Genomic DNA, 25,740 nt, shown 5'->3' with positions numbered 1-25,740 from the left:
TCGGGTTTCACCACAAGGGTGCAAGAACCCCTGCGGGGCAACCCGGCCTGTCGGACTGGCCTATACAACCCGGCAGGCTTCGTCGAAGCTCAAACGCGGATTGCGCGGATAGACCCCTTTGGGGTCGCCGTAGCCGAGGTTGCACAAGAAGTTCGATTTCACCTGCGTTCCAGCAAAGAACAATTCATCCACCTTTGCATTATCGAAACCGGACATCGGGCCGCAATCCAGGCCGAGCGCGCGTGCGGCAAGAATCAGATAAGCGCCTTGCAGGGTGCCATTGCGGAAGGCGTTGGTGAAGGCGGTTTGCTCGTCCTTGTTGAACCAGCTCGCGGCATCCGGTGCATTCGGGAACAGCTTGCCCAGTTGGTCATAGAAGTGCAGGTCGTAGCCGATGATCGCGGTGACCGGGGCGGCCAGGGTTTTGGCGCGGTTGCCTTCCATCAGCGCGGGCAGCAGTTTTTCCTTGGCCGCCCGCGACTGCACAAACACGATGCGCGCCGGGCTGTTGTTGGCGGAAGTCGGCGCCATGCGCAGCAGTTCATACAACCGGTGCAGCAAAGCCTCCGGCACGGGTTTTTCCTGCCAGGCGTTGTGGGTATGGGCTTCGAGAAAGAGTTGATTCAGTGCTTCCGGGGTTAGCGGGGTGTGCGGCATGTTTTCCTCCGATGGATGGGTGGCGGTGGGGGTGTCGCAATTCTCCCCCATCTGGGTAGTTGACTATAACACTCAAGTAAGGTTGAATGCGCACACTTTATCAACCGTGTGAGGTATTGAACATGCAAATCCCAAAGCGTGACGGCGACGGTTATCTCGTCGACATGAGCGAATGGACCGAAGAGATCGGCCGTGCCATGGCGGCCGCCGACGGCTATGAATTGAACGACAAGAAGTGGCAACAGATTCTCAAGGCGCGCGAGTATTTCGAGGAATACGCCTCGGTGCCGCCGATCCGCAAGTTCGCCAAGTACATCGAGGAAGACCAGAAGGATGTGTTCGAGCTGTGGATGACCGGCCCGATGAAGCCGATCACCAAATACGGCGGCATGCCCAAGCCGACCGGTTGCGTGTGAAATCCGAACGATGAAGACGACCCCGCAAAATGTCGCGGATTTCATCCGCGAAGGCTTGCCGTGCGAACACATCCACGTCGAGGGCGATGGCCGCCATTTCGAGGCGGTAATCGTGAGCAGCCAATTCGAGGGCAAGGGCATGTTGCAGCAGCACAAGCTGGTGTATCAGGTGCTGGGCAACCGGATGGAAAGAATCCATGCCTTGTCGATGAAAACCATGACGCCCGCACAGTGGGCCAACCAACAGTAAACAACGGAGAAGAAGATGGACGAAAAAGAAATCGCGCTGGCACAGATCCGCAAGACGGTTACGGAAAATCCGGTGGTGCTGTACATGAAAGGCACGCCGCAATTCCCGCAATGCGGTTTTTCCGGGCGCGCGGCGCAAGTGCTGAAAGCGTGCGGCGTGAAAAACTACGTTGCGGTGAACGTGCTGGAAGATGCGGGCGCCTGGAACTATCTGCCGGCTTATGCCGATTTCCCTACGTTCCCGCAGTGCTACATCAACGGCGAGCTGATCGGCGGCTCCGACATCATGATTGCCATGTACGAACAGGGTGAGCTGCAGAAGCTGATCGAGCAGGCCACCGCGACCGCACACTAAATCGGGCGTCAGCGCAGTTTCTGCCGCTCGATCTCCACGCTGGTCACCCCGTCGCTCACCCACACCTGGCCATCCTGAATCGTGCATTGCAGCTTCATGCTGCGTTGTGCCAGTTTGGCCAGGTCGCGGGTGCTGTCGGGCGGCAGATTGACGATGGAAAGATTTTTCTGCCGTTCGAGCAATGAACGGTTTTGCGCGAACCACATCTCGGCGACGCGCCCGCCGTAGCAATACACCACCACTTGCCCGGCGCGACCGCAGGCTTTGCGGATCAACTTTTCGTCGGGGAGGCCGACATCGATCCACAGTTCGATGGCGCCGGTCAGGTCTTTCTGCCACACATCCGCTTCGTCGTCGGCGGTCATGCCTTGCCCAAATTCCAGATATTCGTTCGCGTGCAGGGCAAATGCCAACAAACGCACCAGCATGCGCTCATCGGTTTCCGACGGATGCCGTGCCAGCGTGAGCGCGTGATCCTGGTAGTAGTGGCGCTCCATATTCGCGATTTGCAGATGGGCCTTGCAGACGGTTGCCTTGATTGCCATCAGTTTCTCTCGTGCACAGGTTGAGTATCGGTACGACATGAATCATCATGCCGCCTTGCGAGTTTATCCGCTTTCAGGGTTCCGACTTCGTCATGTTGAACAGCCAACCATCCCGCCGGTTCCTCCAACTGCGCTGGACCGCCTTTATCATCGTCGGTCTGGCGTATGTGTTGTCGTTTTTCCATCGCTTCGCGCCGGCGGCGATCTCAAGCGATCTGCAACTGGCGTTCAATACCACGGGCGCATCGCTTGGCGGACTTGCTGCGACCTATTTTTACGTCTATACCGTGATGCAGATTCCCACCGGCGTGCTGGCCGACACGCTGGGGCCGCGCCGCGTGGTGGCGATCGGCGGCGTCATCGCCGGCATCGGTTCGGTGCTGTTCGGACTGGCGGACACGCTCGCCGTGGCATCGATCGGGCGACTGCTGGTCGGACTGGGCGTCTCGGTCTCGTTCATCTGCATGCTCAAACTCAATGCGGTCTGGTTCCATGACCGCCACTTTGCCACCGCGACCGGCGCCACCATTTTGCTGGGCAACCTGGGCTCGGTGCTCGCTGCGGCACCGCTGGCGTGGGCGCTGGGTTTCGTTTCCTGGCGTACCGTGTTCGTCATCGCGGGAGCGCTCTCGCTCGTGCTGGCGGGTTTGGCGTGGGGGTGGGTGCGCGATCATCCGGGCGAGGCCGGTCTGCCCAGTCTGCGCGAACTCGACGGGAAAGCCTCGCACCCGAAGCATGCGGGGCATTGGTACGACGGATTGCTGATCGTGCTGAAGAATCGCATGACCTGGCCGGGACTGTGGGTGAATATGGGGCTGGCGGGTTCGCTGTTCGCGTTCGGCGGATTGTGGGCGGTGCCGTTCCTGCGCGATGTGTACGGCATGGACCGCGCTGCCGCCACCGATCACACCACCTGGCTGTTGGCCGGTTTCGCCATCGGCGCGTTCTTCATCGGCACCCTGTCGGATCGGCTTGGGCGGCGCAAGCCCGTGATGTTCGCCGGGGCGCTCACGTATTGCCTGTGCTGGCTGCCGCTGTTGTTCGGCGTGCCGCTGGGGGCGTTGGCGGGCTACGTGTTGTTCTTCGTGATGGGCTTGGCCGCGCCGAGTTTTACGTTGAGCTGGTCCTGCGCCAAAGAAGTGAATCCGCCCGCACTGTCCGGCATGGCGACCAGCGTGGTCAACGTCGGCGCCTTTCTTGGCACCGCGATCATGCAGCCGCTGGTCGGCTGGGCCATCGATCGCGCCCATGCGGGGAGTGTGTCGCCGCTGGGCCTGGCGGACTATCAGGCCGGCATCGCCATCATGCTGGGTTTTTCGCTCATGAGCCTGATTGCCATCGCGTTCATCCGCGAGACGTATTGCAAATATAGCAATGCCTGATGTTTCAGACGCCTGGCCTGAGCAGCGCCCGCGCGGCTTCGTCCAGATAACACCACTCGCCTTCGGCCAGTGCCAATTCATCCAGTTTCAGCTCGCCGATCTGCGTGCGGCACAGCGCCGTGCAATGGTTGCCGGCCGCAGCCAGCATGCGTTTTACCTGGTGGTACTTCCCTTGTTCCAGCACGATCTTCAGTTGATGCGCACCGAGTTGTTCGCATAACACTGCGGACAGCGGGGCAGGTTCGTCCTGCAATTTAACGCCCTGCAATAATTGCGCGACCAGTTGCGGCGTCACCGGCTCGTGCGTGGTGGCGACATAGACTTTGGGGACATGATGTTTGGGCGAGGATTGTTGGTGGATGAACGCGCCGTCGTCCGACATCAGCAGCAGGCCGGTGGTGTCGTGGTCCAGGCGCCCGACCGGCTGCACGTCGCGCAGCGCGAACTGTTCCGGCAACAGTGACAGAACGCCTGGATGGTGCGAGGGCTTGCGCGAGCATTCGTAATCGGCGGGTTTGTGCAGTGCGATATAAACGTGCGCGCGGTACCGCCACGGTTCTTCATAGACGCTGAATTCGAGGCCGTCGGTCTCGAAAACGCGGCGGGGATCGGTGACGATCTGGCCGTCGATCCGCACCTCGCCCGCGGCGACCCGTCCGGCGCACCACTTGCGGGTGCCGAACCCTTGCGACTGCAGAATGCGCTCTAGTGTCATTTTGCTCATGCCTGAACTCTAGCAGCCTGTCGGACTTAAAGTAAATCGGCTGCAAGTCCGACAGGCTGCCAGCAGAAGCCGCGCTGCATGCGCGAGGTTGTAAGATGTGAACCCCGTGCCGCGTTGGAAAAGGAGCTTGTCACATCATGGAACTGCTATTGAAGAATCGGCAGGAACTGAAAGTGCGCGCACTTCTGCTGGGCGATCGGCTGGATCTGAAATTGTTCAAGATCGCCGACTGCCTTGCGACCACGCCGCTGACCTTGCAGGTCGATGAGCATGGCGGAATCGCGGTCCTGTTCCGTTACGGCGTGCTGGTGCTGTTCGGGGTGCAGACCATGGACGAAGTGCGCTTCATCGAATCGATCCGGCCGCTGCTGACCAATCCCTATGCAGTGCCGGAAGTGGAAGAACTGGAGATTCACAGCGGCAGGAGTGGCATCGGCGTGCAAAGCGGCGCGGTTTCGCTGGACGAGATCACGTTGGAGAAGCTGCAGCTCATCGCCGATGCCTTGAGCAAGAACCTGGTGTTGACCCTGTATGAAAAGAAGGTGGCGGGCGAATTTGACAAGATCGAGCCGCTGGCGCAGGAACTGGCGACGCGGGGCAGGGTGAGCGCGGACACCCGGAAACTGTTGCAGAAGATCGGCTCCATGCTGCTGATCGAACACCGCATGGTGGGACGTGCCGAGATCGGCGACAAGCCGGAGACGCTCTGGGATTATCCCCAGTTGGAGGGGTTGTACGCCAGCCTCGAGGACGAGTTTGAACTTAAAGAACGCCAGGCGGCACTGGACCGGAAACTGGGTCTGATCGCCGATACGGCACAGACGCTGGCGGATGTGTGGGACAACAAGCAACTGCACAAGCTGGAATGGTATGTGATCGGCCTCATCCTGTTCGAGATCGTGATCAGCCTGATCGAGCGCGGCGAAAAATTCCTGCACTGAACGGACGCTGCGCACAACCAAACGGAAAATCAAATGAAAGTCGAAACCCTGCGCTGGGCGCACAACAAGCTGGAAATGATCGACCAGCGCATTCTGCCCGCTGTTTTTGAATATGTGCGCTGCGACTCCGCCGCCGCGGTGGCGGAAGGGATCCGCCGCATGGTGGTGCGCGGTGCGCCGGCCATTGGCGTGGCGGCAGCTTACGGTGTGGCGCTGGAGGCGTTGCGCCAGCAAGATAAATTGGCAGCTGAGTTCAAGGTAAGTCTGGAAACCGGCTTCACCGTGCTGGCCGCCAGCCGCCCGACGGCGGTGAATCTGTTCTGGGCGTTGCAGCGCATGCGCAAGGTTTGGGAGAGCGTCGCGGCACACACGCCGCAGCGGATCGCGCAGTGCCTGTTGGCCGAGGCACACGAGATGCTGGCCGAGGATATCCGCATCAACAAGGCGATGGGCGCGAACGGTGCGGCCTTGCTGGCAGACGGGGCGCGGGTGCTGACGCATTGCAACGCGGGCGCGCTGGCGACGGCGGGGTGGGGCACGGCGCTGGGGGTGATTCGCTCTGCAGTGGAAGCGGGCAAAAAGATTTCCGTGATCGCCGATGAGACGCGCCCCTTTCTGCAGGGCGCGCGACTGACGGCATGGGAGATGGTGCAGGAGAACATCCCGGTGACGCTGATCACCGACAATATGGCGGGTTACCTGATGGCGCAGGGCGAGGTGGATGCGGTAGTGGTGGGCACGGACCGCGTGGCGGCCAACGGCGATGTGGCAAACAAGATCGGCACGTATATGGTGGCCGTGCTGGCCAGGCGCCATAACATCCCGTTCTATGTGGCCTGCCCGCTTTCCACCCTCGATCTGAATATCGCTACGGGCAAGGACATCCCCATCGAGGAACGCGCGGTGGACGAGGTGAAAGGCTTTCGTGATACGCATTGGGCGGCGGCGGGGGTGAAGATCCGCAATCCGGCCTTCGATGTGACACCTGCCGATTTGGTGACGGGGCTGATCACGGAAAAAGGCGTGGTTTTGCAGCCGGATGCGCAAGGCATACGGAAGCTGTTCGGCTGACCGGATAATCTAAAGGGAACCTCTATAAATTCATTTTGCGGGCGAATCGCGGTGTCGCGTGCTCGCTCATTCCTCGCCTATCCATTTGATATGTCTCGTCATTCGCTGCGCGGCTCCTTGCGCTTCATCCCGTAAAAGTGAATTTCTAGAGGTTCCCTAAAAAAGGGGGGATGTGCGAAGCCGGGGAAGCTCCCCCTCCCCGCCGGCCAAAAGGCAACGCGTTCAGTGGGATGGCAGCGCGTTGCGGTTTTCGCATAAATAGCTGTTTCCATTAGGGCATCCCTTTGCTACAATGCGCGCCGTTTCAGATGGGCTTCGAGCCCGTTTTTTATTTGTGGATACGAATATGGATGTGGCAAAGCTGGTAGAAACAACGCTGGCCGGCATGGGTTACGAGCTGGTCGATCTGGAATTGTCCGGGCGCGGGCTGATGCGCGTGTTCATGGATAAACAGCCGGAAGGCATCTCGGTGGACGATTGCGAGCGGGTCAGCAATCAGTTGGTGCGCCTGTTCACGGTCGAGGGCGTGGCGTACGAGCGCCTTGAGGTGTCTTCGCCGGGGCTGGACCGGGTGCTGAAAAAGGAGGCGGATTTCGAGCGCTTCCAAGGGCAAAAAGCGAAGTTGAAGCTGCGCGTGCCCCTGAACGGCAGCAAACAATTCGTCGGCGTTCTCGGCGAATTGAAGGAGGGGGCGGTACAACTGGAAATAGAGGGCGGTTCGGTCTCGATCGAATTGTCGAATGTGGACAAGGCACGTCTGGTGCCCATATTTTGAAGTAGCCGGAGAGATACGATGAGTCGAGATGTTCTGTTGTTGGTGGATGCCCTGGCGCGTGAGAAAAACGTGGACAAGGAAATCGTGTTCGGTGCGCTGGAGTCTGCCCTGGCCTCCGCGACCAAGAAGCGCTTCGCGGACGAGGAGGCGGATGTGCGCGTCAGCATCGACCGCCAGACCGGCGAGTACGAATCGTTCCGGCGCTGGATGGTGTGCGACGACGAGACCTTTGAAACCCCGGAATTGCACATCAAACTGGAAGAGGCGCAAAAACGCAATCCGCAGATCCAGTTGGAAGAGTTCATCGAGGAGCCGCTGGAGAATATCGACTTCGGCCGCATCGGTGCGCAGGCGGCGAAGCAGGTGATCTTCCAGAAGATCCGCGATGCGGAGCGCGAACAGATCCTCGCCGATTTCATGGAGCGCAACGAGCACCTGGTGTCCGGCACGATCAAACGCATCGAGCGCGGCAACGCCATCGTCGAGTTCGGCAAGATCGAAGCCCTGTTGCCGCGCGACCAGATGATCCCGAAAGAGAACCTGCGCGTCGGCGACCGGGTGCGCGCCTACCTGTTGCGCGTTGATCGAACCGTGCGCGGTCCGCAGATCATCCTCACCCGCACCAGCACCGAATTCCTGAAGAAGCTGTTCGAGCTGGAAGTGCCGGAGATCGAGGAAGGCATCCTCGAAATTGTCAGCGCCTCGCGCGACCCCGGTTCGCGCGCCAAGATCGCCGTGCGCAGCAACGACCAGCGCCTGGACCCGATCGGCACCTGCGTCGGCATGCGCGGTTCGCGCGTGCAGGCGGTCACCACCGAACTGGCGGGCGAGCGGGTGGACATCATCCTGTGGTCGGACGATCCGGCGACCTTCGTCATCAACGCCTTGGCGCCGGCGGAAGTCAGCAGCATCGTGGTGGATGAGGAAAAGCACAGCATGGACGTGGTGGTCGAGGAAGAGAACCTGGCGCAGGCCATCGGTCGCGGCGGGCAGAACGTGCGCCTGGCCAGCGAACTCGCCGGTTGGGAGATCAATCTGATGACGGTGGAGCAATCCGCCGAGAAGAACGAGCAGGAGTTTTCCAAGGTGCGCGACCTGTTTGTGGCCAAGCTGGATGTGGATCAGGAGGTCGCCGACATTCTGGTGCAGGAAGGCTTCAATACCCTGGAAGAAGTGGCCTATGTGCCGCTGGAAGAGATGCTGGAGATTGAGGCGTTCGACGAAGCGACGGTCAATGAATTGCGCAGTCGCGCACGCAATCTGCTGTTGACCGCCGCGATCGCCAATGAAGAGCAGGTCGGGCACAGCATTGAAGACTTGCTGAAGGTTGAAGGGATGGACGAGGAAACCGCGCGCACGCTGGCCGGCAAAGGAGTCGGTACGCAGGAAGCGCTGGCCGATCTCGATACGGAAGAACTGGTTGAACTCACCGGCATGGAAGGTGAACGCGCCAACCAGCTCATCATGACGGCGCGCGCGCCTTGGTTTGTGTAAGCAAAATCGTCCGCTGGACGGAAGGAACGTAATGGGAAAAATCAATGTCGGGCAATTCGCCGGGGAGCTCGGGCTGCCGGTCGAACTGTTGCTGGAGCAATTGCAGTCCGCCGGAGTCAGCAAGCAGAAAGATTCCGATCCGATCTCCGAGCAGGACAAGGCCAAGTTGCTGGAGCACCTGCGCAGCGCCCATGGCGCAAGCAAAGGCAAGATCACGGTGACCCGGCGCGAGACCACGGCCATCAAGAAAGCCGATAGCAGCGGCCGCGCCCGCACGATCCAGGTCGAGGTACGCAAGAAACGCACCATTGCCCCGATGGGGCAGCAGGCTGAAGCCAAGGTGGCGCCCACGGCGGAAGAAAAGCCGGTTGCGGCCAGGACGAAACAGGTGCTGGACGAGCAGGAGCGCATGGCGCGCGAGGAAGAGGCGCGCATGGCGGCTGAATTGGCAGCGCGGCAGGCAGCCGATCTGGAAGCGAAGCAGGCGCGTAGCAAGCGCAAGGCGGTGACGGAAGCCAAGCCGGAGCCGGTGGCCGAGGAAGCCAAGCCCGCCGTGGTCGCGGCGGCGGCCGAGGCGCCGGAAGGAACCCTGCACAAACCCGCGCTCAAGCCCGGCGACAAAGTGGCCAGGCCTTCAAGAAAAAGCAAAGAAGCCGTTGCCAAGGACAGCCCGTGGGACGAGGCCGGACACAAGAAGCGTCCGCCTTCGCGCAGTCTGGATGCGCGTGCCGGTGCCGGCCTGCGTACCGGGGGTTCTCTGCGCGCCGGTCGGCATGACAAGCATGGCAAGCACGAAACGGCGCAACACGCCTTCTCGCTGCCCACCGAACCAATCGTGCAGGAAGTGACCATTCCGGAAACCATCAGCGTGGCCGAATTGGCGCAGAAGATGTCGATCAAGGCGGCGGAGATCATCAAGACCCTGATGAAGATGGGTTCGATGGTCACCATCAACCAGGTGCTGGATCAGGAAACCGCGATGATCCTGGTCGAGGAAATGGGGCACAAGGCGGTCCAGGCCAAGCCGGACGATCCCGATGCCTTCCTGCTGGAGACGGCTGCGCATGCCGATGCGGTGCTGGAACCGCGCGCGCCGGTGGTGACCGTGATGGGCCACGTCGATCACGGCAAGACTTCCCTGCTGGACTACATCCGCCGCACGCGGGTGGCCAGCGGCGAGGCGGGCGGTATTACCCAGCACATCGGTGCCTATCACGTGGAAACGCCGCGCGGAATGATCACCTTCCTCGACACGCCCGGGCACGAGGCCTTTACCGCGATGCGCGCACGCGGCGCGCAGGCGACCGACATCGTGATTCTGGTGGTGGCGGCGGACGACGGCGTGATGCCGCAGACCAAGGAAGCGATCCACCATGCGCGGGCAGCCAACGTGCCGCTCGTGGTCGCGGTGACCAAGATCGACAAGCCCGATGCGAATTCGGAAAAGGTGCGCCAGGAACTGGTGACGGAGGGCGTGGTGCCGGAGGACTGGGGCGGCGACAGCATGTTCGTCGAAGTTTCCGCCAAGACCGGGCAAGGTATCGATTCCCTGCTGGAAGGCATTTTGCTGCAAGCCGAGGTGCTGGAACTCAAGGCGGCGAAAAACACCGCCGCGAAGGGCGTGGTGGTCGAGGCGCGGCTGGACAAGGGCAAGGGGGCCGTGGCGACTTTGCTGGTGCAGTCCGGTACGCTCAAGCGCGGGGATGCGGTGCTGGTCGGATCGGTTTCCGGGCGTGTCCGCGCCATGCTGGACGAGAACGGCAAGCCGGTCAGCGAGGCGGGTCCCTCGATTCCGGTCGAGGTTCAGGGCTTGTCCGAAGTGCCGGTGGCGGGTGCCGATTTCATCGTGCTGGCCGACGAGAAGAAGGCGCGCGAGATCGCGCTGTTCCGTCAGGGCAAGTTCCGTGACGTGAAGCTGGCCAAGCAGCAGGCCGCCAAACTGGAGAACATGTTCGAACAGATAGGCGAGGGCGAAGTGCGCACCCTGCCGCTGATCATCAAGGCGGACGTGCAAGGGTCCATCGAGGCGATCGCCGGTTCCCTGCAGAAACTTTCCACCGACGAGGTCAGGGTCAGCCTGATTCACAGCGGGGTGGGCGGGATCACGGAGTCGGATGTCAACCTCGCGCTGGCTTCCAAGGCGATCATCATCGGCTTCAACTCGCGCGCGGATGCGGCAGCGCGCCGCCTGGCGGAATCGTCCGGCGTCGAGATTCGCTACTACAACATCATTTATGCGATGGTGGACGAGATCAAGGCGGCCTTGTCCGGCATGCTGGCACCGGAAAAGAAAGAAAGCATCATCGGCATGGTCGAGGTGCGCCAGGTCTATCACATCTCCAAGGTGGGCACGGTGGCCGGCTGTTACGTCACCGAAGGCATGGTCAAGCGGGGTTCCAGCGTGCGGGTGTTGCGCAACAGCGTGGTGATCCATACCGGCGAGCTGGATTCGCTCAAGCGCTTCAAGGACGATGTGAAGGAAGTGAAATCCAACTTCGAATGCGGCCTGTCCCTGCGCGGTTACAACGAGCTGGAAGTGGGCGACATGCTGGAAGTGTTCGAGATCGTCGAAGTGGCGCGGGCACTGTAAAAAATGGCCAAGGATTTTGCCCGCACGGAGCGGGTTGCCGAACAGATTCTGCGCGAGTTGGCGCAGATGATCCGGCTGGCCGTGAAAGATCCGCGGGTGCGCAAGGTGACCTTGACCGGGGTCGAGGTGACCAACGATTATGCCCACGCCAAGGTGTTCTTTACCTCGTTGGAGGGCGACACCGAGGGCCTGCAGCAGGGACTGGAACGGGCGGCCGGTTTCCTGCGCAGCCAACTGGCGCATGCCATGAAGCTGCGCATCACGCCGCAGTTGCACTTCGTTTACGATGCCTCGATCGAACGCGGCGCGCATCTGTCGCAGTTGATCGACCAAGCCGTTTCCGCAGACAAGAAAAACGACTCGCATGACGCGTAGCAAACGGGTGCTGGACGGGGTGTTGCTGTTCGACAAGCCGCTCCAGCTCAGCTCCAACGTCGCCCTGCAAAAAGTCCGCCGCTTGTTCAGGGCTGAAAAGGCGGGGCACACCGGCACGCTTGATCCGCTCGCCACCGGCTTGCTGCCGATCTGTTTCGGCGAGGCGACCAAGTTCACCCATGCCTTGTTGGATGCCGACAAGCGCTATCTAGCGACCGTGCGCCTCGGCCAGCGCACCAGCACCGGCGACGCCGAAGGCGAAGTCGTCGAGCAGCGCGCAGTGAAGGTCGATGCGGAGCAGTTGCACCAGGTATTGCGCGCCTTCACCGGCGTCATCCATCAATTGCCGCCGATGTATAGCGCGCTCAAGTATCAGGGCAAGCCACTGTACGAATATTTCCGCCAGGGTGAGACGGTCGAGCGTGCGGCCCGCCCGGTCAGCATCCACGAACTGAATTTGCAGCACTGGGCAGGCGATGAACTGGTGCTCGATGTGCGGTGCAGCAAAGGAACCTACATCCGCACGCTGGCGGAGGATATCGGCGAGGCGCTGGGCTGCGGCGCGCACCTGGCCGGTTTGCGCCGCACCGGGATCGGCGATTTTCATCTGGGGGATGCCCTGACGTTGCCGCAACTGGAAGCGATGGATGAAGCCGGGCGCGACGCCAGACTGATGCCGCTCGACAGTCTGGTGCTGAATCTGCCGAAACTGGAACTGGATGCGGTCCAGGCGGGGCGGCTGGCGCAGGGCCAGCGCCTGGCCCTGCAGGATGGCCGCCCGGACGGCCGGCGCAGGATGTATGTGGCCGAAGCCTTCATCGGGCTGGGCGATCTGAGCGCGGGCCGGCTGTCGCCCGACCGTCTGCTGTCGCGCATTGCCAAGGCTGCCGCGGGGCAGAAATCGACTTGAGCGCATCCCCCGAACAAGTGTAGAATGCCGCACTTTTTATTTACCACACCTTTTAACTGGAGAGAGAAGTCAATGTCTATTACCGCCGCACAAAAATCGCAGATCGTGGCCGACTATCAACGTGCCAAGGGCGATACCGGCTCCCCCGAAGTCCAGGTCGCGCTGATGACCGCGCGTATCAACTACCTGACCGAACACTTCAAGGAGCACAACAAGGACCATCACTCCCGCCGCGGCCTGTTGCGTCTGGTCAGCCGTCGCCGCAAGCTGCTGGACTATCTGAAAAGCAAGAACGAAGCAGGATACCAAGCGCTGATCCAGCGCCTCGAACTGCGCAAGTAAGTCAGGATTCACCGGCGGGTCGCATTAGCGACCCGCTTCGTTTTGGTGTGCCGGTCAGCGCGCATCCCAACCACTTCAAGAGAGGTCTATTTTGAGCCACTATAAAAAAACACTGAGCTACGGCAACCAACAACTGACACTGGAGACCGGCGAAATCGCCAAACAGTCCAGCGGTGCCGTGATGGTCAGTCTGGGTGACACCGTGGTGCTGGTTACCGTGGTGGGACGCAAGGATGCGAAGCCGGAGCAGGATTTTTTCCCGCTGACCGTGGACTATCAGGAGCGCACCTATGCCGCGGGCAAGATTCCGGGCAGCTTCTTCAAGCGCGAAGGCCGTCCCAGCGAGAAGGAGATTCTGACCTCGCGCCTGATCGACCGTCCGCTGCGCCCGCTCTTCCCGGACAGCTTCTACAACGAAGTGCAGATTGTGGCGACCGTGATGTCGTCCGACCCGCAGATCGACGCCGATATTCCGGCGATGATCGGCGCCTCCGCCGCGCTGGCGATTTCCGGCATTCCGTTCGACGGCCCGATCGGTGCCGCGCGCGTGGGTTATGCCAACGGACAGTATCTGCTCAACCCGACCAAGGATGAGCTGGCGACCTCGCAGATGGATCTGGTGGTGGCGGGTACCGCGCAAGCGGTGCTGATGGTGGAATCCGAAGCGCAGGAACTGTCGGAAGAGGTCATGCTGGGCGCGGTGGTGTTTGGCCACGAGCAGATGCAGGCCGTCATCGATGCGATCAACGAAATGGCCGATGCGACGGGTCAGGACGATTGGGACTGGGCGCCTGCGCCGAAGAACGAGGCGCTGATCGCGAAGATCAACGCGCTGGCTGAAAATGAACTGAAGGCCGCCTACGCGGTGCGAGAAAAACAGGCGCGCACGCATCAGGTCGAGGCGATCCGCGCGAAGGTGGTTGCCGCGCTGGCGACCCCCGAGTTCGAGAATGTTTCCGGTAACGAGATCGGCGAACTGTTCAGCGCGCTGGAAGCCAAGATTGTGCGCGGCCAGATCCTGAGCGGCGAGCCGCGCATCGACGGCCGCGACACCCGCACCGTGCGTCCCATCACCATCCGCACCGGCGTGTTGCCGCGCGCCCACGGTTCGGTGCTGTTCACCCGCGGCGAGACCCAGGCGATGGTGGTCGCCACGCTGGGTTCGATGCGCGATGCGCAGAAGGTCGATGCCCTGCAAGGCGAGTTCACCGACCGCTTCATGCTGCATTACAACTTCCCGCCCTATGCCACCGGCGAGACCGGCCGGGTCGGTACGCCGAAGCGGCGCGAGATCGGCCACGGCCGTCTGGCCAAGCGCGCGCTGGTGGCGGTGCTGCCGAGCGAAGAGGATTGCGGTTACGCCATGCGCGTGGTCTCCGAAATCACCGAATCCAACGGTTCCAGCTCGATGGCGTCGGTTTGCGGCGGTTGTTTGTCGCTGATGGACGCGGGGGTGGCGCTGAAGAATCACGTGGCCGGCATCGCGATGGGCCTGATCAAGGACGGCGGCCGCTTCGCCGTGCTCACCGATATTCTGGGCGATGAAGATCATCTGGGCGACATGGACTTCAAGGTGGCGGGTTCGGACACGGGCATCACCGCTTTGCAGATGGACATCAAGATCAACGGCATCACCAAGGAAATCATGCAGGTCGCCTTGAGCCAGGCCAAGGAAGGCCGCATGCACATTCTCGGCTTGATGAAGCAGGCGATGCCGTCGGTGCGTCCGGAGGTCTCCGACTTTGCCCCGCGCATGATCAAGATGAAGATCAATCCGGACAAGATCCGCGACGTGATCGGCAAGGGCGGCGCGGTCATCCGCGCGCTGACCGAAGAGACCGGCACCACCATCGACATCGACGACGAAGGCAATGTCACCATCTCCTGCGTGAGCGGCGAGGCGGGCGAGCTGGCGAAGAAACGCATCGAGGATATCGTGGCCGAAGTCGAGGTCGGCAAAGTGTACGAGGGCCCGGTCGTCAAGCTGCTGGACTTCGGCGCACTGATCAATATCCTGCCGGGCAAGGACGGTCTGCTGCACATTTCGCAAATCTCGCACGAGCGTATCGCTGCCGTGGCCGATCATCTGAAGGAAGGCCAGATCGTGAAGGTCAAGGTACTGGAGGTGGACGACAAGGGACGCATGCGTTTGAGCATGAAGGCCTTGCAGCCGCGTCCGGAACAGGCGGCACCCGCAGCGGAGTAAGCACTGGAAGTGCTATCCTTCAGGCCCCGCCGCGAGCGGGGCTTTTCATTGCCGCGACGTGATTTTGTCAAGAGGAAACATGAACCCATCCAGACGCTCATTGGCGCGCCAGCTGGTTGCAACCTTGCCGGGCGGCAGGCCCGGCCTGTTTAATCCGTGGGTAGATCATTGTCCGCACGATGCGGCAGGTAACGGTCCGCAGGCCAAACTGGAACGGTTGGCCTTGCATCTGGATTGCGAGCCGGAATTCATCCTGGCGGGCGAAGCGCCCGGCTATCAGGGTTGCCGTTATAGCGGTATCGCCTTTACCAGCGAACGTCTGCTGGGCGAGGGCGCCATCCCGCGTATTGCCGCCTTGCCGTACCGGCTGTCCACCCGGCGTTTGCCGTTCTCAGAACCCTCCGCCACCATCGTCTGGAAGACCTTGTACCGGCTCGGCATCGCCGAACGCACCCTCCTGTGGAACGCGATGCAGTTGCATCCGCATCGCGCGGACACGCCGTGGTCGAACCGGACGCCCTCGCCGGAAGAGATCGCGCTGGGCGAACCCGCGATGCGCCTGCTGCTCGAAGCATTCCCGCTGGCGAAGATCGTCGCGGTGGGCAAAAAGGCGGAAGGACTGCTCGCCGGGATGGGGGTGAAAGTCGCCGGCGCAGTCAGACATCCCGCCAACGGTGGCGCGACCGAGTTCGCCAAAGGATTGCAGGCATTGATCGGATGAAGGCAGACGAAGACGTATTCGACGCGAAGTCTTTCCTCGCCGGCCTGCCGTTGCAGCCGGGCGTGTACCGCATGCTGGATGCGGCAGGGCAGGTGTTGTACGTGGGCAAGGCGAACCGCCTGAAGCAGCGGGTCTCCTCCTATTTCCAGCAAAGCAACCTGTCGCCGCGCATCCGCTTGATGGTGTCGCATATCGCGAAGATCGAAGTCACGGTGACGCGCTCAGAAGCCGAAGCGCTGCTGCTGGAGAACAATCTCATCAAGTCGCTCAAGCCGCGTTACAACATCCTGTTCCGCGACGACAAGTCCTACCCCTACATCGTGCTCACCGGCAGTCCGTCGCCGCGCCTGACCTATTATCGCGGCACCACCGACAAGCGCCACCAGTATTTCGGGCCCTATCCCAATGCGCAGGCGGCCAAAGACACCATCAGCCTGCTGCAGAAGGTGTTCAGGCTGCGCACCTGCGAAGACGGCGTGTTCAGCAACCGTACCCGGCCTTGTCTGTTGCACCAGATCCACCGTTGCAGCGCGCCGTGCGTGGGCATCATCAGTGCCGGGGATTATGCGACCGACGTGCGGAATGCCGGACTGCTGCTGCAGGGGAAGTTCGACGAAGTGGAAAAACGCCTGCGCGCGGCGATGGAGCAGGCGGCGGAAAAACTGGCATACGAGCACGCGGCCGCGTTGCGCGACCAGTTGCAGGCCCTACACACCGTGCAACAGCAGCAGTTCGTGGAAAGCGGACGGGCCACCGATGCTGACATCGTCGCCGTGGTCGAAGCGCAGGGCGCGTTGTGCCTGAATCTGGCGGTGGTTCGCGGCGGGCGCCATCTGGGCGACAAGCCGTTTCTGCCGCAAAATGTCGCGGGACAGGATCGGGGCGAAGTGCTGCAGGCCTTTCTGGCACAGCACTATCTGGAGCATCCTGCGCCGCCCTTGATTGTGACCAATCTGGCGGTTGACGATGCCGCGCTGGCCGCTGTGCTCGGCGAACAGGCCGGGCACACGGTGCAGATCCGCCACCGGGTTAGCGGTGAACGGCGACAGTGGCTGGAGATGGCGCAAGCCAACGCACTGTTGGCATTGAAGCGGCAGGCCGGCTTGCAGGCCGGGCAGGCGTTGCGCCTCGACGCTTTGCGCGCGGCGCTGGACTTGCCCGATCTGCGCCGCATCGAATGTTTCGATATCAGCCATACCCTGGGCGAGGCGACCGTGGCTTCCTGCGTGGTCTATGACGAGCTCGATATTCGCCCGCAGGAATATCGCCGTTACAACATCAGCGGCATCACGCCGGGCGATGATTATGCAGCGATGCGCCAGGCTTTGCGCCGGCGCTACCAGAAATTGCAGGGCGGCGAAGGCAAGCGTCCCGACCTGGTGCTGATCGACGGCGGCGCGGGGCAGCTGGGCATCGCAGTGGAGGTCATGGCCGGGCTGGGTTTGGCCGATCTCGCGCTGGTCGGCGTCGCCAAGGGCGTGGAACGCAAGGCGGGCATGGAGCAATTGTTACGACCCGGGGTGGAAAAGCCTTTACAATTGCCTCCGGACAGCCCGGCCTTGCATCTGATCCAGCAAGTGCGCGATGAGGCGCACCGTTTTGCCATCAGCGGGCATCGCGCGCGGCGCGGCAAAGCCCGCACCGCATCGTCGCTGGAAGAGATCGAGGGCATAGGCGAAAAACGCCGGCGCAATCTGTTGACCCACTTTGGGGGCTTGAAGGGCGTGCAGCAGGCGAACATCGAGGAACTGGGAAGAGTGGAGGGCATCAGCCCGCTGCTCGCCAAAAAAATTTTCAACCATTTGCACTGACATGCCGACCAACATTCCGAACCAGCTGACCTGGTTTCGCATCCTCCTGATCCCGGTGTTCATCGCCGTGTTTTATGTGTCCGACGAAACATTGAGCCTGCACCATAAACATTTGCTGGGAACCTTCGTGTTCTGGCTGGCCTCGATCACCGACTGGCTGGACGGCTATCTGGCGCGCGCCCTCAACCAGAGTTCCGCGTTCGGCGCATTCCTCGATCCGGTCGCGGACAAGCTGATGGTGATTGCCGCACTGATCATCCTGCTCCAGCTCGGCCATGTGGACGCGATCATCGCCTTCATCATCATCGGCCGCGAGCTGACCATTTCCGCCCTGCGCGAGTGGATGGCGCAACTGGGCAACAGCAAAAGTGTCGCCGTATCCCTGCTGGGAAAAATCAAGACCGTCTTCCAGATGCTGGCAATCCTGTTCCTCCTGTATCAGGAACCCCTGTTCGGTATTCCGACCCGGCAGGTTGGCACGCTGCTGGTCTATCTCGCCGCCGTTCTTACCCTGTGGTCGATGGTGTATTACCTGATGCTGGCGCGGCGGCAGATATTGGAAAAATCACGCAGTCAAAATTGATTTTTCGGTCTCGCTCTGTATAATGCCGCGCTCTCGGGGTGTAGCGTAGCCTGGTAGCGCGCCTGGTTTGGGACCAGGATGTCGGGAGTTCGAATCTCTCCACCCCGACCAGATTCAAGCAGTACGAAATGCGTGTTGGATGCCCAAAGAATTGTGCCCGTAGCTCAACCGGATAGAGCACCAGCCTTCTAAGCTGGGGGTTGCAGGTTCGATTCCTGTCGGGCACGCCAATCGATTTGCCAGTTCAATGGTGGCTGTAGCTCAGTTGGTAGAGCCCTGGATTGTGATTCCAGTTGTCGTCGGTTCGAGCCCGATCAGCCACCCCATATTTGCGGGGCTTTCAGCGGTTTTCTCGGCAGCGGTTGTGGGTGCTGTGGGGAAAATTGTGAGGGCCACGTTCTCGGCGTAGCCGGCGATGTAGCCGGGCGCGAGGTGCGCGTAGCGCAGCACCATGGTCATGTCGACCCGTCCTTGTGGCGGGTCGTTTGCATTTCAATCCGTGTAAAATCGCCGCACGCCAAATTTCAGGGGGCATTCAATTGAACAAGATCAAAGGCATGATCCTTGCCGCCGGGCAGGGCACACGCGTCCGGCCGCTGACCCAGGATTTGCCCAAACCCATGATTCCGATTCTCGGCAAGCCGGTGATGGAATATCTGGTCGAGCACCTTGCGCGTTTCGGTGTAGACGAGATCATGGTCAACGTTGCCTACAAACACTGGAAGATCGAGAACTACTTCGGCAACGGCAGCACCTGGGGAGTGAAGATCGGGTACTCCTACGAGGGCGTGTGCGAATACGGCGAAATCACGCCGAAGTCGCTGGGCTCGGCCGGGGGGATGCGCAAGATCCAGGACTTCGGCGGCTTCTTCGACACCACCACCATCGTGCTGTGCGGTGATGCGCTGATCGACCTCGACATTGCGGCGGCGGTGCGTGAGCACCGGACGAAAAAGGCGATGGCCAGCGTCATCACGCTGGAAGTGCCGCGCGCCGAGGTGAGCAATTACGGCGTGGTCGAGACCGATGCGGAAGGGCGCGTGCTGGCCTTTCAGGAAAAACCCAAGCCGGAAGTCGCGCGCTCCAACTTCGCCAGCACCGGCATTTACATCTTCGAGCCGGAGGTGATCGACCTGATTCCGTCTGACCAGGTGTTCGATATCGGCAGCCAGCTTTTTCCGATGCTGGCCGAGCAGGGCATGCCGTTCTATGCGCAGAAGCGCCAATTCAACTGGATCGACATCGGCCATGTGGCGGATTACTGGGAAGTCCTGCAGCGCGTGCTCAACGGCGAGGTCGCGCACATGCAGATGCCGGGCACGGAAATAAAACCCGGCATCTGGGTCGGCATCAACACCCGCATCGACTGGGATCGCGTCAGGATCGAGGGCCCGGTCTATATCGATGCCGGGGTGAGCATCGAGGCGGGGGCGGAAATCATCGGGCCGGCCTGGATCACGCGCGGGTCGCAAGTCTGTCGCGATGCCAAGGTGATCCGCAGCATCCTGTTGCAGTACACCCGCATCAGTCCGGGCATGGTGTTCGAGGAGGCCATCGTCTCGCCGAAATACTTTGTCGAGCACAAGACCGGCGAGACTTATTATCTCGGCGACGACCGCACCCCGTTGCGCTGGGGGGATGCGCGCGGGCGGTAATCGGCTGCGTTTCAGGCATGGGTGAACGATGAAATCGATCGGGAGAATGCTGGGGTTGCTTGGCATGGGCGTCATTGGCGCGGCACTGGTGTTTCTGCTCTGGAATGGCGACACAGGCTATGCCTACCGCAAACACTGGCAGACCGAGGATCGCTTGACGCTGGATTTCAACCGGCTGCAGATGATGTCGCAACAGCAGGCCGCCGCGCTGTTTCCGCTCAACTGGTTTTGCCGCTCCGGCACCAGCGAATTTGGCGATGCCTTCTGCGCCGACGAGTTGCAGCGCTGGAACGATCTGGAAGCATTGGGCACCGTGTTTTTTTACGAATCCGGGCAACTGGTGTTTGCCAAAGTGGATGTGCCGCCCTGGGCGCACGGCGATCTGCGCCAAGCCCTGCAGCAGAACTACGGAGCGCCTGCGGGATACACCAGCCGCATCCAGTGGGGGAAAGTGCTGCTGGCCGCTGCTGCCACGGTGGCGAGCGCAGGGGTGGGGGTGCCGGTCAGGCTGGACATGGCGCCGGACGAAATCGGCGTGTGGCATCTCGCCTCCGGTGCCTGGCTGGTGGCCAACATGAAAGCGGATTGGCTGCCCTGGCAATGGAGCACGGTGCTCTGGATGAGTCCGAACAAGGTGGCGCTGTTGAATGCGCGCAAATCATGAAGTGTCGCCTGGCGCATCGGCCGGGCGGCAAGCGCTGCGGGATCGTCGAATGAGAATCGAAAACAATCGGGTCATCAGCGTGCGCGAGCTGAATCTCGCCGCGAAGCAATTGATCGAGGGCGGTCTGCCCTTGCTGTGGGTGCGCGGCGAGATTTCCAATTTCGTCAGCGCGGCCTCCGGCCACTGGTATTTCTCGCTCAAGGACGCACAGGCGCAAGTGCGCTGCGTGATGTTCCGCCACAAGGGCCAGTACCTCGACTTCAAGCCGGCGAACGGGATGCAGGTCGAGGTGCAAGCCTTGCCGACCCTGTATGAGGCGCGCGGCGATTTTCAGCTGACCCTGGAAAAAATGCGCACGGCGGGGTTGGGGGCGCTATTCGAAGCCTTCGAGCGCTTGAAGGCCAAACTCGAAGGCGAAGGTCTGTTCGATCCTGCGCGCAAGCGTGGGCTGCCCCAGTTTCCGCATCAGATCGGCATCGTGACTTCGCCGCAGGCGGCGGCGTTGCGCGACGTGTTGCGCACGCTCACAAACCGCATGCCGAACGTGCCGATCGTGTTGTATCCGGCACCGGTGCAGGGCGTCGAGGCAGGGCAGAAGATCGCGCAGGCCATTGCCACGGCGAACCGGCGCGCCGAGTGCGACGTGCTCATCGTCTGCCGCGGCGGCGGCAGTCTCGAAGACCTGTGGGCGTTCAACGAAGAGGCGGTGGCACGCGCCATCGCCGCCAGCACGATTCCCGTCGTGAGCGGCGTGGGGCACGAGACCGATTTCACCATCGCGGATTTCGTGGCCGACCTGCGCGCGGCGACACCGACCGCGGCCGCGCAGGCGGTGGTGCCGGAGCGGCAGGCATTGCGCCGGCATCTGGCGCAGCAGCGGCGCCAGTTGGAGCGTGCCGCCCTGAGCCAGTTCGAGCAGCGCATGCAGCAGCTGGATTATCTGCAACGCCGGTTGGTGCACCCGGCCCAGCGCCTGCAGCAACAAACCGGCGAACTGCATGCCCTGCAACGCCGTTTGCAGCTGGCGCTCGGGCATGGCTTGCAGCAGGCGCACTGGCGCTGGCAGGCGGCGCGCCAGCGCGCGCGCCGCCTGCAGCCGGATTTCGCGTCGATGCGGGAAGGTCTGGCGCATCGCGCGGGGCGTCTGAAGGCGGCGCTGGCGCATCAATGGGAGCGCGAAGACGCGCGCCTGCTGGCCTTGCACCAGCAGTTGCAGAGCCTCGATCCGCAGCAGGTGCTGGCGCGCGGTTACAGCGTGGTGCGCGATGCGGCGGGGCGCATCGTGTCCAGCAGCGCCGGAATTGCCAGCGGCGACAGGCTGCAACTCACTTTTGCGCAGGGCGGGGCGAACGTGGAAGTGCGGGAAACACGCAAGGCGCGTTAACGAAACAACGCAAAACGTTCCGTCCTCCTCGCCCTTTGGGAGAGGGCTGGGGTGGGAGCAACGGGCATGGCAAGTTCCATCAACATGGGCGGCACCTTTGCCCGGCCCATTAGGTTAAAATTCCTGCCCGTCTCATCCTCCGCTTACCCGTCCCAGATGAATTCCTCCTTTTCCCGCCGTGCCTTGTGGCTGCTCATTCTGGCGGTTGCCGTCATCTGGTTCGGCAACCTGGAATACCGCAAGCTGATCAAGCCGGACGAAGGGCGCTATGCCGAGATTCCGCGCGAAATGGTGGTGAGCGGGGATTGGGTCACGCCGCGCCTGAACGATCTGAAATACTTCGAAAAACCGCCGCTGCAATACTGGGCCACCGCCGTGGCGTATGAAGTGTTCGGCGAGCATCAATGGACCTCGCGCTTGTGGGCGGCGCTGACCGGGTTGGCGGGCGTGCTGCTGGCGGGGTTTGCCGGGGCACGCCTGTTTGGACGCGCGGCGGGCATCTATGCCGCGCTGATCCTGGGCAGCAGCAGCCTGTATGCGCTGATGGCGCACGTCAACACGCTCGACATGGGCGTGACGTTCTTCATCTCGCTCGGCATCTTTGCGTTGTTGCTGGGGCAGCAGGAAACGCAGGCTGCCGCGCGCCGCAACTGGATGCTGCTGGCCTGGGCCGCCATGGCGCTGGCGGTGTTGAGCAAGGGCCTGATGGGCGTGATCCTGCCGGGCGCGGCGCTGCTCCTGTATTCGGTGTTCAATCGTGATTTTGGAATCTGGTTGCGCATGCATTGGGTCAGCGGCTTGGTGATGTTCTTGCTGGTGGCCGCGCCGTGGTTCGTGCGGGTGATGCACGCCAATCCGGAATTTTTTCAGTTCTTCTTCATCCACGAGCACTTCGAGCGCTTTACCACCAAGGTGCACGGGCGTTATCAGCCCTGGTACTACTTCGTGCCGGTGCTGCTGATGGGCATGTTGCCGTGGACGCTGCTGATGTTCGACGCGCTGCTGCGCACCTGGCGCGGTAGCGCGACAAAGGCGCGAACGTTCAGCCCGGAACGCTTCCTGCTGGTGTGGGCAGTGTTCATCTATTTCTTCTTCACCCTTTCCAGCTCCAAACTGCCGTCCTATCTGTTGCCGATGTTTCCTGCCCTGGCACTGCTGATGGGCAAGCAGCTCGCCGCGATGGACCCGCGCCGCATCTTCCTGCTGCTCGTGCCCGTCGTCCCGGTCCTGTGCGCGCTGCTCGGGGTGGTGGCCTATGCCGACCGTTTTGCCGATACGCCGGTGCAGCAGGAAATGTACGGCGCATATGCCGTGTGGCTGACCGTGGCGCTGCTGGTCTGGCTGGCGGGTACGGTGGCTGCGCTATATGGTCTGCGGCGCGGCAACAAGGCTGTTCCCGTCGTGGCGCTGGCGCTGTCCTCCCTGCTGGCGGCGCAGATCGGCCTGTCGGGCTACAACACGATTGCGCGCGAACGTTCCGCCTATCTGATCGCCGCAGCGATCGCGCCGCAGATCAAGCCCGATGTGCCGTTCTATTCGATTCATAACTACGAGCAGACGCTGCCGTTCTACCTCAAGCGCACGCTGACCCTGGTCGATTACCAGAACGAGATGGCATTCGGCATCGGGCAGGAGCCGCACAAATGGCTGCCCACCGTGGATGATCTGGTGGCGCGCTGGAAAACCGATGCGGAGGCTTACGCCATCCTGCCGCTCACCCTGTTTCCCGTCCTGCAAAGCAAAGGAATGGCCATGAAAGAAATCTTCCGGGATCACCAGCTCGTGGTGGTGGTCAAGCCATGAACCTCGTCAGTTTCAGCCTGATCTTCGCCGGCGTGATGCTCAACGCCGCCGCGCAGATATTGATGAAGGCGGGCACCAACGCCGTCGGCCATTTCGAATTCAGCCTGGCGAACGTGATGCCCATCGGCTGGAAACTGGCGACCGAGTGGCACATCGTCACCGCGCTGTTCTGCTACGGCATCAGCGTGGTGGTGTGGATCCTCGCGCTGTCGCGCGTCCCGGTCAGCATCGCCTTTCCCATGCTGTCCATGGCTTATGTGGTGAATGCGGTCGCGGCAAAATATTTGCTGGGCGAGGACTTCAGCGTGACCAAGCTGGCCGGCATGGGCGTCATCATCCTCGGTGTCATCATCATTTCGAGAGCGTGAGAGATTGGCCGTCATACCGGCGAAGGCCGGTATCCAGCCAAATGAACAATTCTCCGCAACGCGGAGACAAAACCAAAGGCCTTTTGAATAGAACCGCTGGATTCCGGCCTGCACCGGAATGACGGGGTTGTAGAACAGGAATGGATAAAACATGAGCGAATTTTTACCCTTTACCAAACCTTATATCGACGAAGCCGCCATTGCCGCAGTCGGCGACGTGCTGCGCTCCGGCTGGATCACCAGCGGCCCGCGCATGCTCGAATTCGAGCGCCAGCTTTCCGATTTCTTCGGCGGACGTCCGGTGCGCACCTTCAACTCCGGCACTTGCACCATGGAGATCGCCTTGCGCATTGCCGGCATCGGCGCGGGGGACGAAGTCATCACGACGCCGATCTCGTGGGTGGCGACGGCCAATGTCATCCTCGAAGTCGGCGCCACGCCGGTGTTCGCCGACATCGATCCGCTCACGCGCAACATCGACCTGGACAAGGTCGAGGCCGCCATCACGCCGCGCACGAAAGCCATCATCCCGGTCGATCTTTCCGGCCTGCCGGTGGACCGCGACCGGCTGTACGCCATCGCGGCCAAACACAAGCTGCGCGTGGTGGAAGATGCGGCACAGGCCATCGGCTCCAAATGGCAGGGCAAGCGCATCGGCAGCTTTGGCGATTTCGTCTCGTTCAGCTTTCAGGCCAACAAAAACCTCACCACCACCGAAGGCGGCTGCCTCGTGCTGAACAACGCCGACGAAGCGCGCCTCGCGGAAAAATACCGTTTGCAAGGCGTGACGCGCAGCGGCTTCGACGGCATGGACGTGGATGTGCTGGGCGGCAAGTTCAACATGACCGATGTCGCTGCCGTCATCGGCCTCAATCAATTGCGTCAACTGGAAGCCATTACCGCGCGCCGCCATGCGCTGGCCAAACATTACTTCGCAACCTTCGGCGCGGATTTCGAAACGCAAACCGGAGTGCAGTTGCCGCTGGCAAATTTTGCAAACACCAACTGGCACATGTTCCAGGTCGTGCTGCCGCAAGGTGTGGTGCGCGCCGAATTCATGGAAAAGATGAAAGCGCGCAACATCGGCTGCGGCGTGCATTACCCGCCCATCCACCTGTTTCAGCTGTACCGCGCACGCGGCTTCAGGGAAGGCATGTTCCCCGTCGCCGAAAGCGTGGGACGGCGCATTGTCAGCCTGCCGCTGTTCCCGAGGATGAGCGAGGCGGATGTGGAACGCGTGGTGAAGGCGGTGCGCGAGGCGCTGGTGTAGTGTTGCATGATGATTGGTGCTTATACGTCAAGCGACAGCGGCAATGTGGGTCGGGTTTCAACCCGACATGTTCAGACCCGAAATCAATGGGGTCAATCAATGGGGACGCCCATTCCATTCGATCTGCAATACAAACCTGGCGATTCATGAGGGGATATACGCAACCCAGTCTTCTGGAGGTGAAATTGGGTCAGACTCGATTTAATTCCACGATGGCCGCGCCATCGCGCAAGCCTGTGACCAGGTTATTGACCTTGAGCAGACTTACGAAACCTTCCCGTAGCGTTCGATTTCTGATGTAAAAATGAAATTAAATCGAGTCTGACCCTAATTTATTCTGGGTCTTCGTGAAAGAGTGTGGGTAAATTTCATGTTTTTTAGAGCCTCGGGAGCATGGACGTGAGTATTTTCAGCCGCAGATATTCTTCATCGCGCAGTCCATACGCACG

The 25,740-nt window shown here is 61.5% G+C and carries 25 protein-coding genes and 3 tRNA genes; 25 read left to right on the top strand and 3 right to left on the bottom strand.

The genetic code is table 11. From position 1 onward, the window contains the following. Positions 1–60 precede the first annotated feature (60 nt). Positions 61–657 (bottom strand): malonic semialdehyde reductase, encoded by a 597-nt coding sequence (locus ACKTSJ_RS09600; RefSeq protein ID WP_407899688.1) that lies wholly within the window; start codon positions 655–657, stop codon positions 61–63. Between the two features lie 122 nt (positions 658–779). Here ACKTSJ_RS09600 and ACKTSJ_RS09595 point away from each other — a divergent pair, with 122 nt between their 5' ends. The 3 genes from ACKTSJ_RS09595 to grxD are packed head-to-tail and all read left to right on the top strand — an operon-like array spanning position 780 to position 1,677. Next, positions 780–1,073 (top strand): TusE/DsrC/DsvC family sulfur relay protein, encoded by a 294-nt coding sequence (locus ACKTSJ_RS09595; RefSeq protein ID WP_407899686.1) that lies wholly within the window; start codon positions 780–782, stop codon positions 1,071–1,073. Positions 1,074–1,083: 10 nt separating this feature from the next. After that, a complete protein-coding gene (locus ACKTSJ_RS09590) occupies positions 1,084–1,323 on the top strand; it encodes a BolA family protein (protein ID WP_407899684.1) in 240 nt (79 codons plus the stop codon). A gap of 15 nt (positions 1,324–1,338) precedes the next feature. Beyond that, positions 1,339–1,677: a Grx4 family monothiol glutaredoxin gene (grxD, locus tag ACKTSJ_RS09585; RefSeq protein WP_407899682.1), complete on the top strand. Its 339-nt coding sequence runs from the start codon at positions 1,339–1,341 to the stop codon at positions 1,675–1,677. A gap of 8 nt (positions 1,678–1,685) precedes the next feature. Here the strand turns inward: grxD and ACKTSJ_RS09580 are convergent, their stop codons facing one another. Continuing rightward, positions 1,686–2,222, bottom strand: a complete 537-nt coding sequence (locus ACKTSJ_RS09580) for a YaeQ family protein (protein ID WP_407899680.1) — start codon at positions 2,220–2,222, stop codon at positions 1,686–1,688. Positions 2,223–2,314: 92 nt separating this feature from the next. Here ACKTSJ_RS09580 and ACKTSJ_RS09575 point away from each other — a divergent pair, with 92 nt between their 5' ends. Then, positions 2,315–3,604 (top strand): MFS transporter, encoded by a 1,290-nt coding sequence (locus tag ACKTSJ_RS09575; protein WP_407899678.1) that lies wholly within the window; start codon positions 2,315–2,317, stop codon positions 3,602–3,604. Positions 3,605–3,608: 4 nt separating this feature from the next. Here the strand turns inward: ACKTSJ_RS09575 and ACKTSJ_RS09570 are convergent, their stop codons facing one another. Further along, positions 3,609–4,328 (bottom strand): pseudouridine synthase, encoded by a 720-nt coding sequence (locus ACKTSJ_RS09570; protein WP_407899676.1) that lies wholly within the window; start codon positions 4,326–4,328, stop codon positions 3,609–3,611. Positions 4,329–4,465: 137 nt separating this feature from the next. On the opposite strand from ACKTSJ_RS09570, the gene ACKTSJ_RS09565 reads away from it, so the two are divergent. The 21 genes from ACKTSJ_RS09565 to ACKTSJ_RS09465 all read left to right on the top strand — a co-directional run bounded on the left by ACKTSJ_RS09565 (position 4,466) and on the right by ACKTSJ_RS09465 (position 25,291). After that, positions 4,466–5,269, top strand: a complete 804-nt coding sequence (locus ACKTSJ_RS09565) for an RMD1 family protein (RefSeq protein WP_407899674.1) — start codon at positions 4,466–4,468, stop codon at positions 5,267–5,269. 33 nt (positions 5,270–5,302) lie between these two features. Beyond that, a complete protein-coding gene (mtnA, locus tag ACKTSJ_RS09560) occupies positions 5,303–6,340 on the top strand; it encodes an S-methyl-5-thioribose-1-phosphate isomerase (RefSeq protein ID WP_407899672.1) in 1,038 nt (345 codons plus the stop codon). A 346-nt stretch (positions 6,341–6,686) separates the two neighbouring features. Next, a complete protein-coding gene (gene rimP, locus ACKTSJ_RS09555) occupies positions 6,687–7,115 on the top strand; it encodes a ribosome maturation factor RimP (protein WP_407899670.1) in 429 nt (142 codons plus the stop codon). Between the two features lie 18 nt (positions 7,116–7,133). Next, a complete protein-coding gene (gene nusA / locus ACKTSJ_RS09550; protein ID WP_407899668.1) occupies positions 7,134–8,609 on the top strand; it encodes a transcription termination factor NusA in 1,476 nt (491 codons plus the stop codon). A 31-nt stretch (positions 8,610–8,640) separates the two neighbouring features. After that, complete coding sequence (gene infB / locus ACKTSJ_RS09545) at positions 8,641–11,199, top strand: translation initiation factor IF-2 (protein WP_407899666.1); 2,559 nt, start codon at positions 8,641–8,643, stop codon at positions 11,197–11,199. 3 nt (positions 11,200–11,202) lie between these two features. After that, positions 11,203–11,574, top strand: a complete 372-nt coding sequence (gene rbfA / locus ACKTSJ_RS09540) for a 30S ribosome-binding factor RbfA (RefSeq protein WP_407899664.1) — start codon at positions 11,203–11,205, stop codon at positions 11,572–11,574. Then, positions 11,564–12,484: a tRNA pseudouridine(55) synthase TruB gene (gene truB, locus ACKTSJ_RS09535; protein WP_407899662.1), complete on the top strand. Its 921-nt coding sequence runs from the start codon at positions 11,564–11,566 to the stop codon at positions 12,482–12,484. The genes rbfA and truB overlap by 11 nt, the downstream gene beginning before the upstream one ends. Positions 12,485–12,556: 72 nt before the next feature. Continuing rightward, complete coding sequence (gene rpsO / locus ACKTSJ_RS09530; RefSeq protein ID WP_407899660.1) at positions 12,557–12,826, top strand: 30S ribosomal protein S15; 270 nt, start codon at positions 12,557–12,559, stop codon at positions 12,824–12,826. A gap of 91 nt (positions 12,827–12,917) precedes the next feature. Beyond that, a complete protein-coding gene (gene pnp, locus ACKTSJ_RS09525; protein WP_407899658.1) occupies positions 12,918–15,032 on the top strand; it encodes a polyribonucleotide nucleotidyltransferase in 2,115 nt (704 codons plus the stop codon). Between the two features lie 79 nt (positions 15,033–15,111). Next, entirely contained in the window at positions 15,112–15,753 is a 642-nt protein-coding gene (locus tag ACKTSJ_RS09520) for a uracil-DNA glycosylase (protein ID WP_407899656.1), read from the top strand. Continuing rightward, complete coding sequence (gene uvrC / locus ACKTSJ_RS09515) at positions 15,750–17,564, top strand: excinuclease ABC subunit UvrC (RefSeq protein WP_407899654.1); 1,815 nt, start codon at positions 15,750–15,752, stop codon at positions 17,562–17,564. The genes ACKTSJ_RS09520 and uvrC overlap by 4 nt, the downstream gene beginning before the upstream one ends. Before the next feature lies 1 nt (position 17,565). Further along, a complete protein-coding gene (gene pgsA, locus ACKTSJ_RS09510; protein ID WP_407899653.1) occupies positions 17,566–18,147 on the top strand; it encodes a CDP-diacylglycerol--glycerol-3-phosphate 3-phosphatidyltransferase in 582 nt (193 codons plus the stop codon). 34 nt (positions 18,148–18,181) lie between these two features. Beyond that, positions 18,182–18,258, top strand: a tRNA-Pro gene (locus ACKTSJ_RS09505). 42 nt (positions 18,259–18,300) lie between these two features. Beyond that, positions 18,301–18,377, top strand: a tRNA-Arg gene (locus ACKTSJ_RS09500). 20 nt (positions 18,378–18,397) lie between these two features. Next, positions 18,398–18,473 (top strand) — tRNA-His (locus ACKTSJ_RS09495). 213 nt (positions 18,474–18,686) lie between these two features. After that, positions 18,687–19,802 (top strand): sugar phosphate nucleotidyltransferase, encoded by a 1,116-nt coding sequence (locus ACKTSJ_RS09490; protein WP_407899651.1) that lies wholly within the window; start codon positions 18,687–18,689, stop codon positions 19,800–19,802. Positions 19,803–19,830: 28 nt separating this feature from the next. Further along, positions 19,831–20,466 carry a hypothetical protein gene (locus ACKTSJ_RS09485; RefSeq protein WP_407899649.1) on the top strand — a complete coding sequence of 212 codons (636 nt, stop codon included), beginning with the start codon at positions 19,831–19,833 and terminating at the stop codon, positions 20,464–20,466. A gap of 49 nt (positions 20,467–20,515) precedes the next feature. After that, complete coding sequence (xseA, locus tag ACKTSJ_RS09480; protein ID WP_407899647.1) at positions 20,516–21,850, top strand: exodeoxyribonuclease VII large subunit; 1,335 nt, start codon at positions 20,516–20,518, stop codon at positions 21,848–21,850. 66 nt (positions 21,851–21,916) lie between these two features. After that, positions 21,917–23,653 carry a glycosyltransferase family 39 protein gene (locus tag ACKTSJ_RS09475; protein ID WP_407899645.1) on the top strand — a complete coding sequence of 579 codons (1,737 nt, stop codon included), beginning with the start codon at positions 21,917–21,919 and terminating at the stop codon, positions 23,651–23,653. Further along, the gene (locus ACKTSJ_RS09470; protein ID WP_407899643.1) at positions 23,650–24,021 is read left to right on the top strand and encodes an EamA family transporter; all 372 of its coding nucleotides are present in this window, start codon (positions 23,650–23,652) and stop codon (positions 24,019–24,021) included. Before ACKTSJ_RS09475 ends, ACKTSJ_RS09470 begins: the two co-directional genes overlap by 4 nt. Before the next feature lie 151 nt (positions 24,022–24,172). Beyond that, on the top strand, positions 24,173–25,291 hold the full coding sequence (locus tag ACKTSJ_RS09465) for a DegT/DnrJ/EryC1/StrS family aminotransferase (protein ID WP_407899642.1): 1,119 nt from the start codon (positions 24,173–24,175) through the stop codon (positions 25,289–25,291). Positions 25,292–25,740: the final 449 nt, after the last annotated feature.

The organism is Ferrigenium sp. UT5, assembly GCF_045866295.1.
GTDB lineage: Bacteria > Pseudomonadota > Gammaproteobacteria > Burkholderiales > Gallionellaceae > Sideroxyarcus.
The sequence above is the reverse complement of the archived record's forward strand: the minus strand, read 5'-3'. Positions and strand labels throughout refer to the sequence as shown.

Bases quoted from the DNA above. Each gene is read 5' to 3' on its own strand.
- ACKTSJ_RS09600 (WP_407899688.1), bottom strand. From the start codon at position 657: ATGCCGCACACCCCGCTAACCCCGGAAGCACTGAATCAACTCTTTCTC.
- ACKTSJ_RS09595 (WP_407899686.1), top strand. From the start codon at position 780: ATGCAAATCCCAAAGCGTGACGGCGACGGTTATCTCGTCGACATGAGC.
- ACKTSJ_RS09590 (WP_407899684.1), top strand. From the start codon at position 1,084: ATGAAGACGACCCCGCAAAATGTCGCGGATTTCATCCGCGAAGGCTTG.
- grxD (WP_407899682.1), top strand. From the start codon at position 1,339: ATGGACGAAAAAGAAATCGCGCTGGCACAGATCCGCAAGACGGTTACG.
- ACKTSJ_RS09580 (WP_407899680.1), bottom strand. From the start codon at position 2,222: ATGGCAATCAAGGCAACCGTCTGCAAGGCCCATCTGCAAATCGCGAAT.
- ACKTSJ_RS09575 (WP_407899678.1), top strand. From the start codon at position 2,315: ATGTTGAACAGCCAACCATCCCGCCGGTTCCTCCAACTGCGCTGGACC.
- ACKTSJ_RS09570 (WP_407899676.1), bottom strand. From the start codon at position 4,328: ATGAGCAAAATGACACTAGAGCGCATTCTGCAGTCGCAAGGGTTCGGC.
- ACKTSJ_RS09565 (WP_407899674.1), top strand. From the start codon at position 4,466: ATGGAACTGCTATTGAAGAATCGGCAGGAACTGAAAGTGCGCGCACTT.
- mtnA (WP_407899672.1), top strand. From the start codon at position 5,303: ATGAAAGTCGAAACCCTGCGCTGGGCGCACAACAAGCTGGAAATGATC.
- rimP (WP_407899670.1), top strand. From the start codon at position 6,687: ATGGATGTGGCAAAGCTGGTAGAAACAACGCTGGCCGGCATGGGTTAC.
- nusA (WP_407899668.1), top strand. From the start codon at position 7,134: ATGAGTCGAGATGTTCTGTTGTTGGTGGATGCCCTGGCGCGTGAGAAA.
- infB (WP_407899666.1), top strand. From the start codon at position 8,641: ATGGGAAAAATCAATGTCGGGCAATTCGCCGGGGAGCTCGGGCTGCCG.
- rbfA (WP_407899664.1), top strand. From the start codon at position 11,203: ATGGCCAAGGATTTTGCCCGCACGGAGCGGGTTGCCGAACAGATTCTG.
- truB (WP_407899662.1), top strand. From the start codon at position 11,564: ATGACGCGTAGCAAACGGGTGCTGGACGGGGTGTTGCTGTTCGACAAG.
- rpsO (WP_407899660.1), top strand. From the start codon at position 12,557: ATGTCTATTACCGCCGCACAAAAATCGCAGATCGTGGCCGACTATCAA.
- ACKTSJ_RS09520 (WP_407899656.1), top strand. From the start codon at position 15,112: ATGAACCCATCCAGACGCTCATTGGCGCGCCAGCTGGTTGCAACCTTG.
- uvrC (WP_407899654.1), top strand. From the start codon at position 15,750: ATGAAGGCAGACGAAGACGTATTCGACGCGAAGTCTTTCCTCGCCGGC.
- pgsA (WP_407899653.1), top strand. From the start codon at position 17,566: ATGCCGACCAACATTCCGAACCAGCTGACCTGGTTTCGCATCCTCCTG.
- ACKTSJ_RS09485 (WP_407899649.1), top strand. From the start codon at position 19,831: ATGAAATCGATCGGGAGAATGCTGGGGTTGCTTGGCATGGGCGTCATT.
- xseA (WP_407899647.1), top strand. From the start codon at position 20,516: ATGAGAATCGAAAACAATCGGGTCATCAGCGTGCGCGAGCTGAATCTC.
- ACKTSJ_RS09475 (WP_407899645.1), top strand. From the start codon at position 21,917: ATGGCAAGTTCCATCAACATGGGCGGCACCTTTGCCCGGCCCATTAGG.
- ACKTSJ_RS09470 (WP_407899643.1), top strand. From the start codon at position 23,650: ATGAACCTCGTCAGTTTCAGCCTGATCTTCGCCGGCGTGATGCTCAAC.
- ACKTSJ_RS09465 (WP_407899642.1), top strand. From the start codon at position 24,173: ATGAGCGAATTTTTACCCTTTACCAAACCTTATATCGACGAAGCCGCC.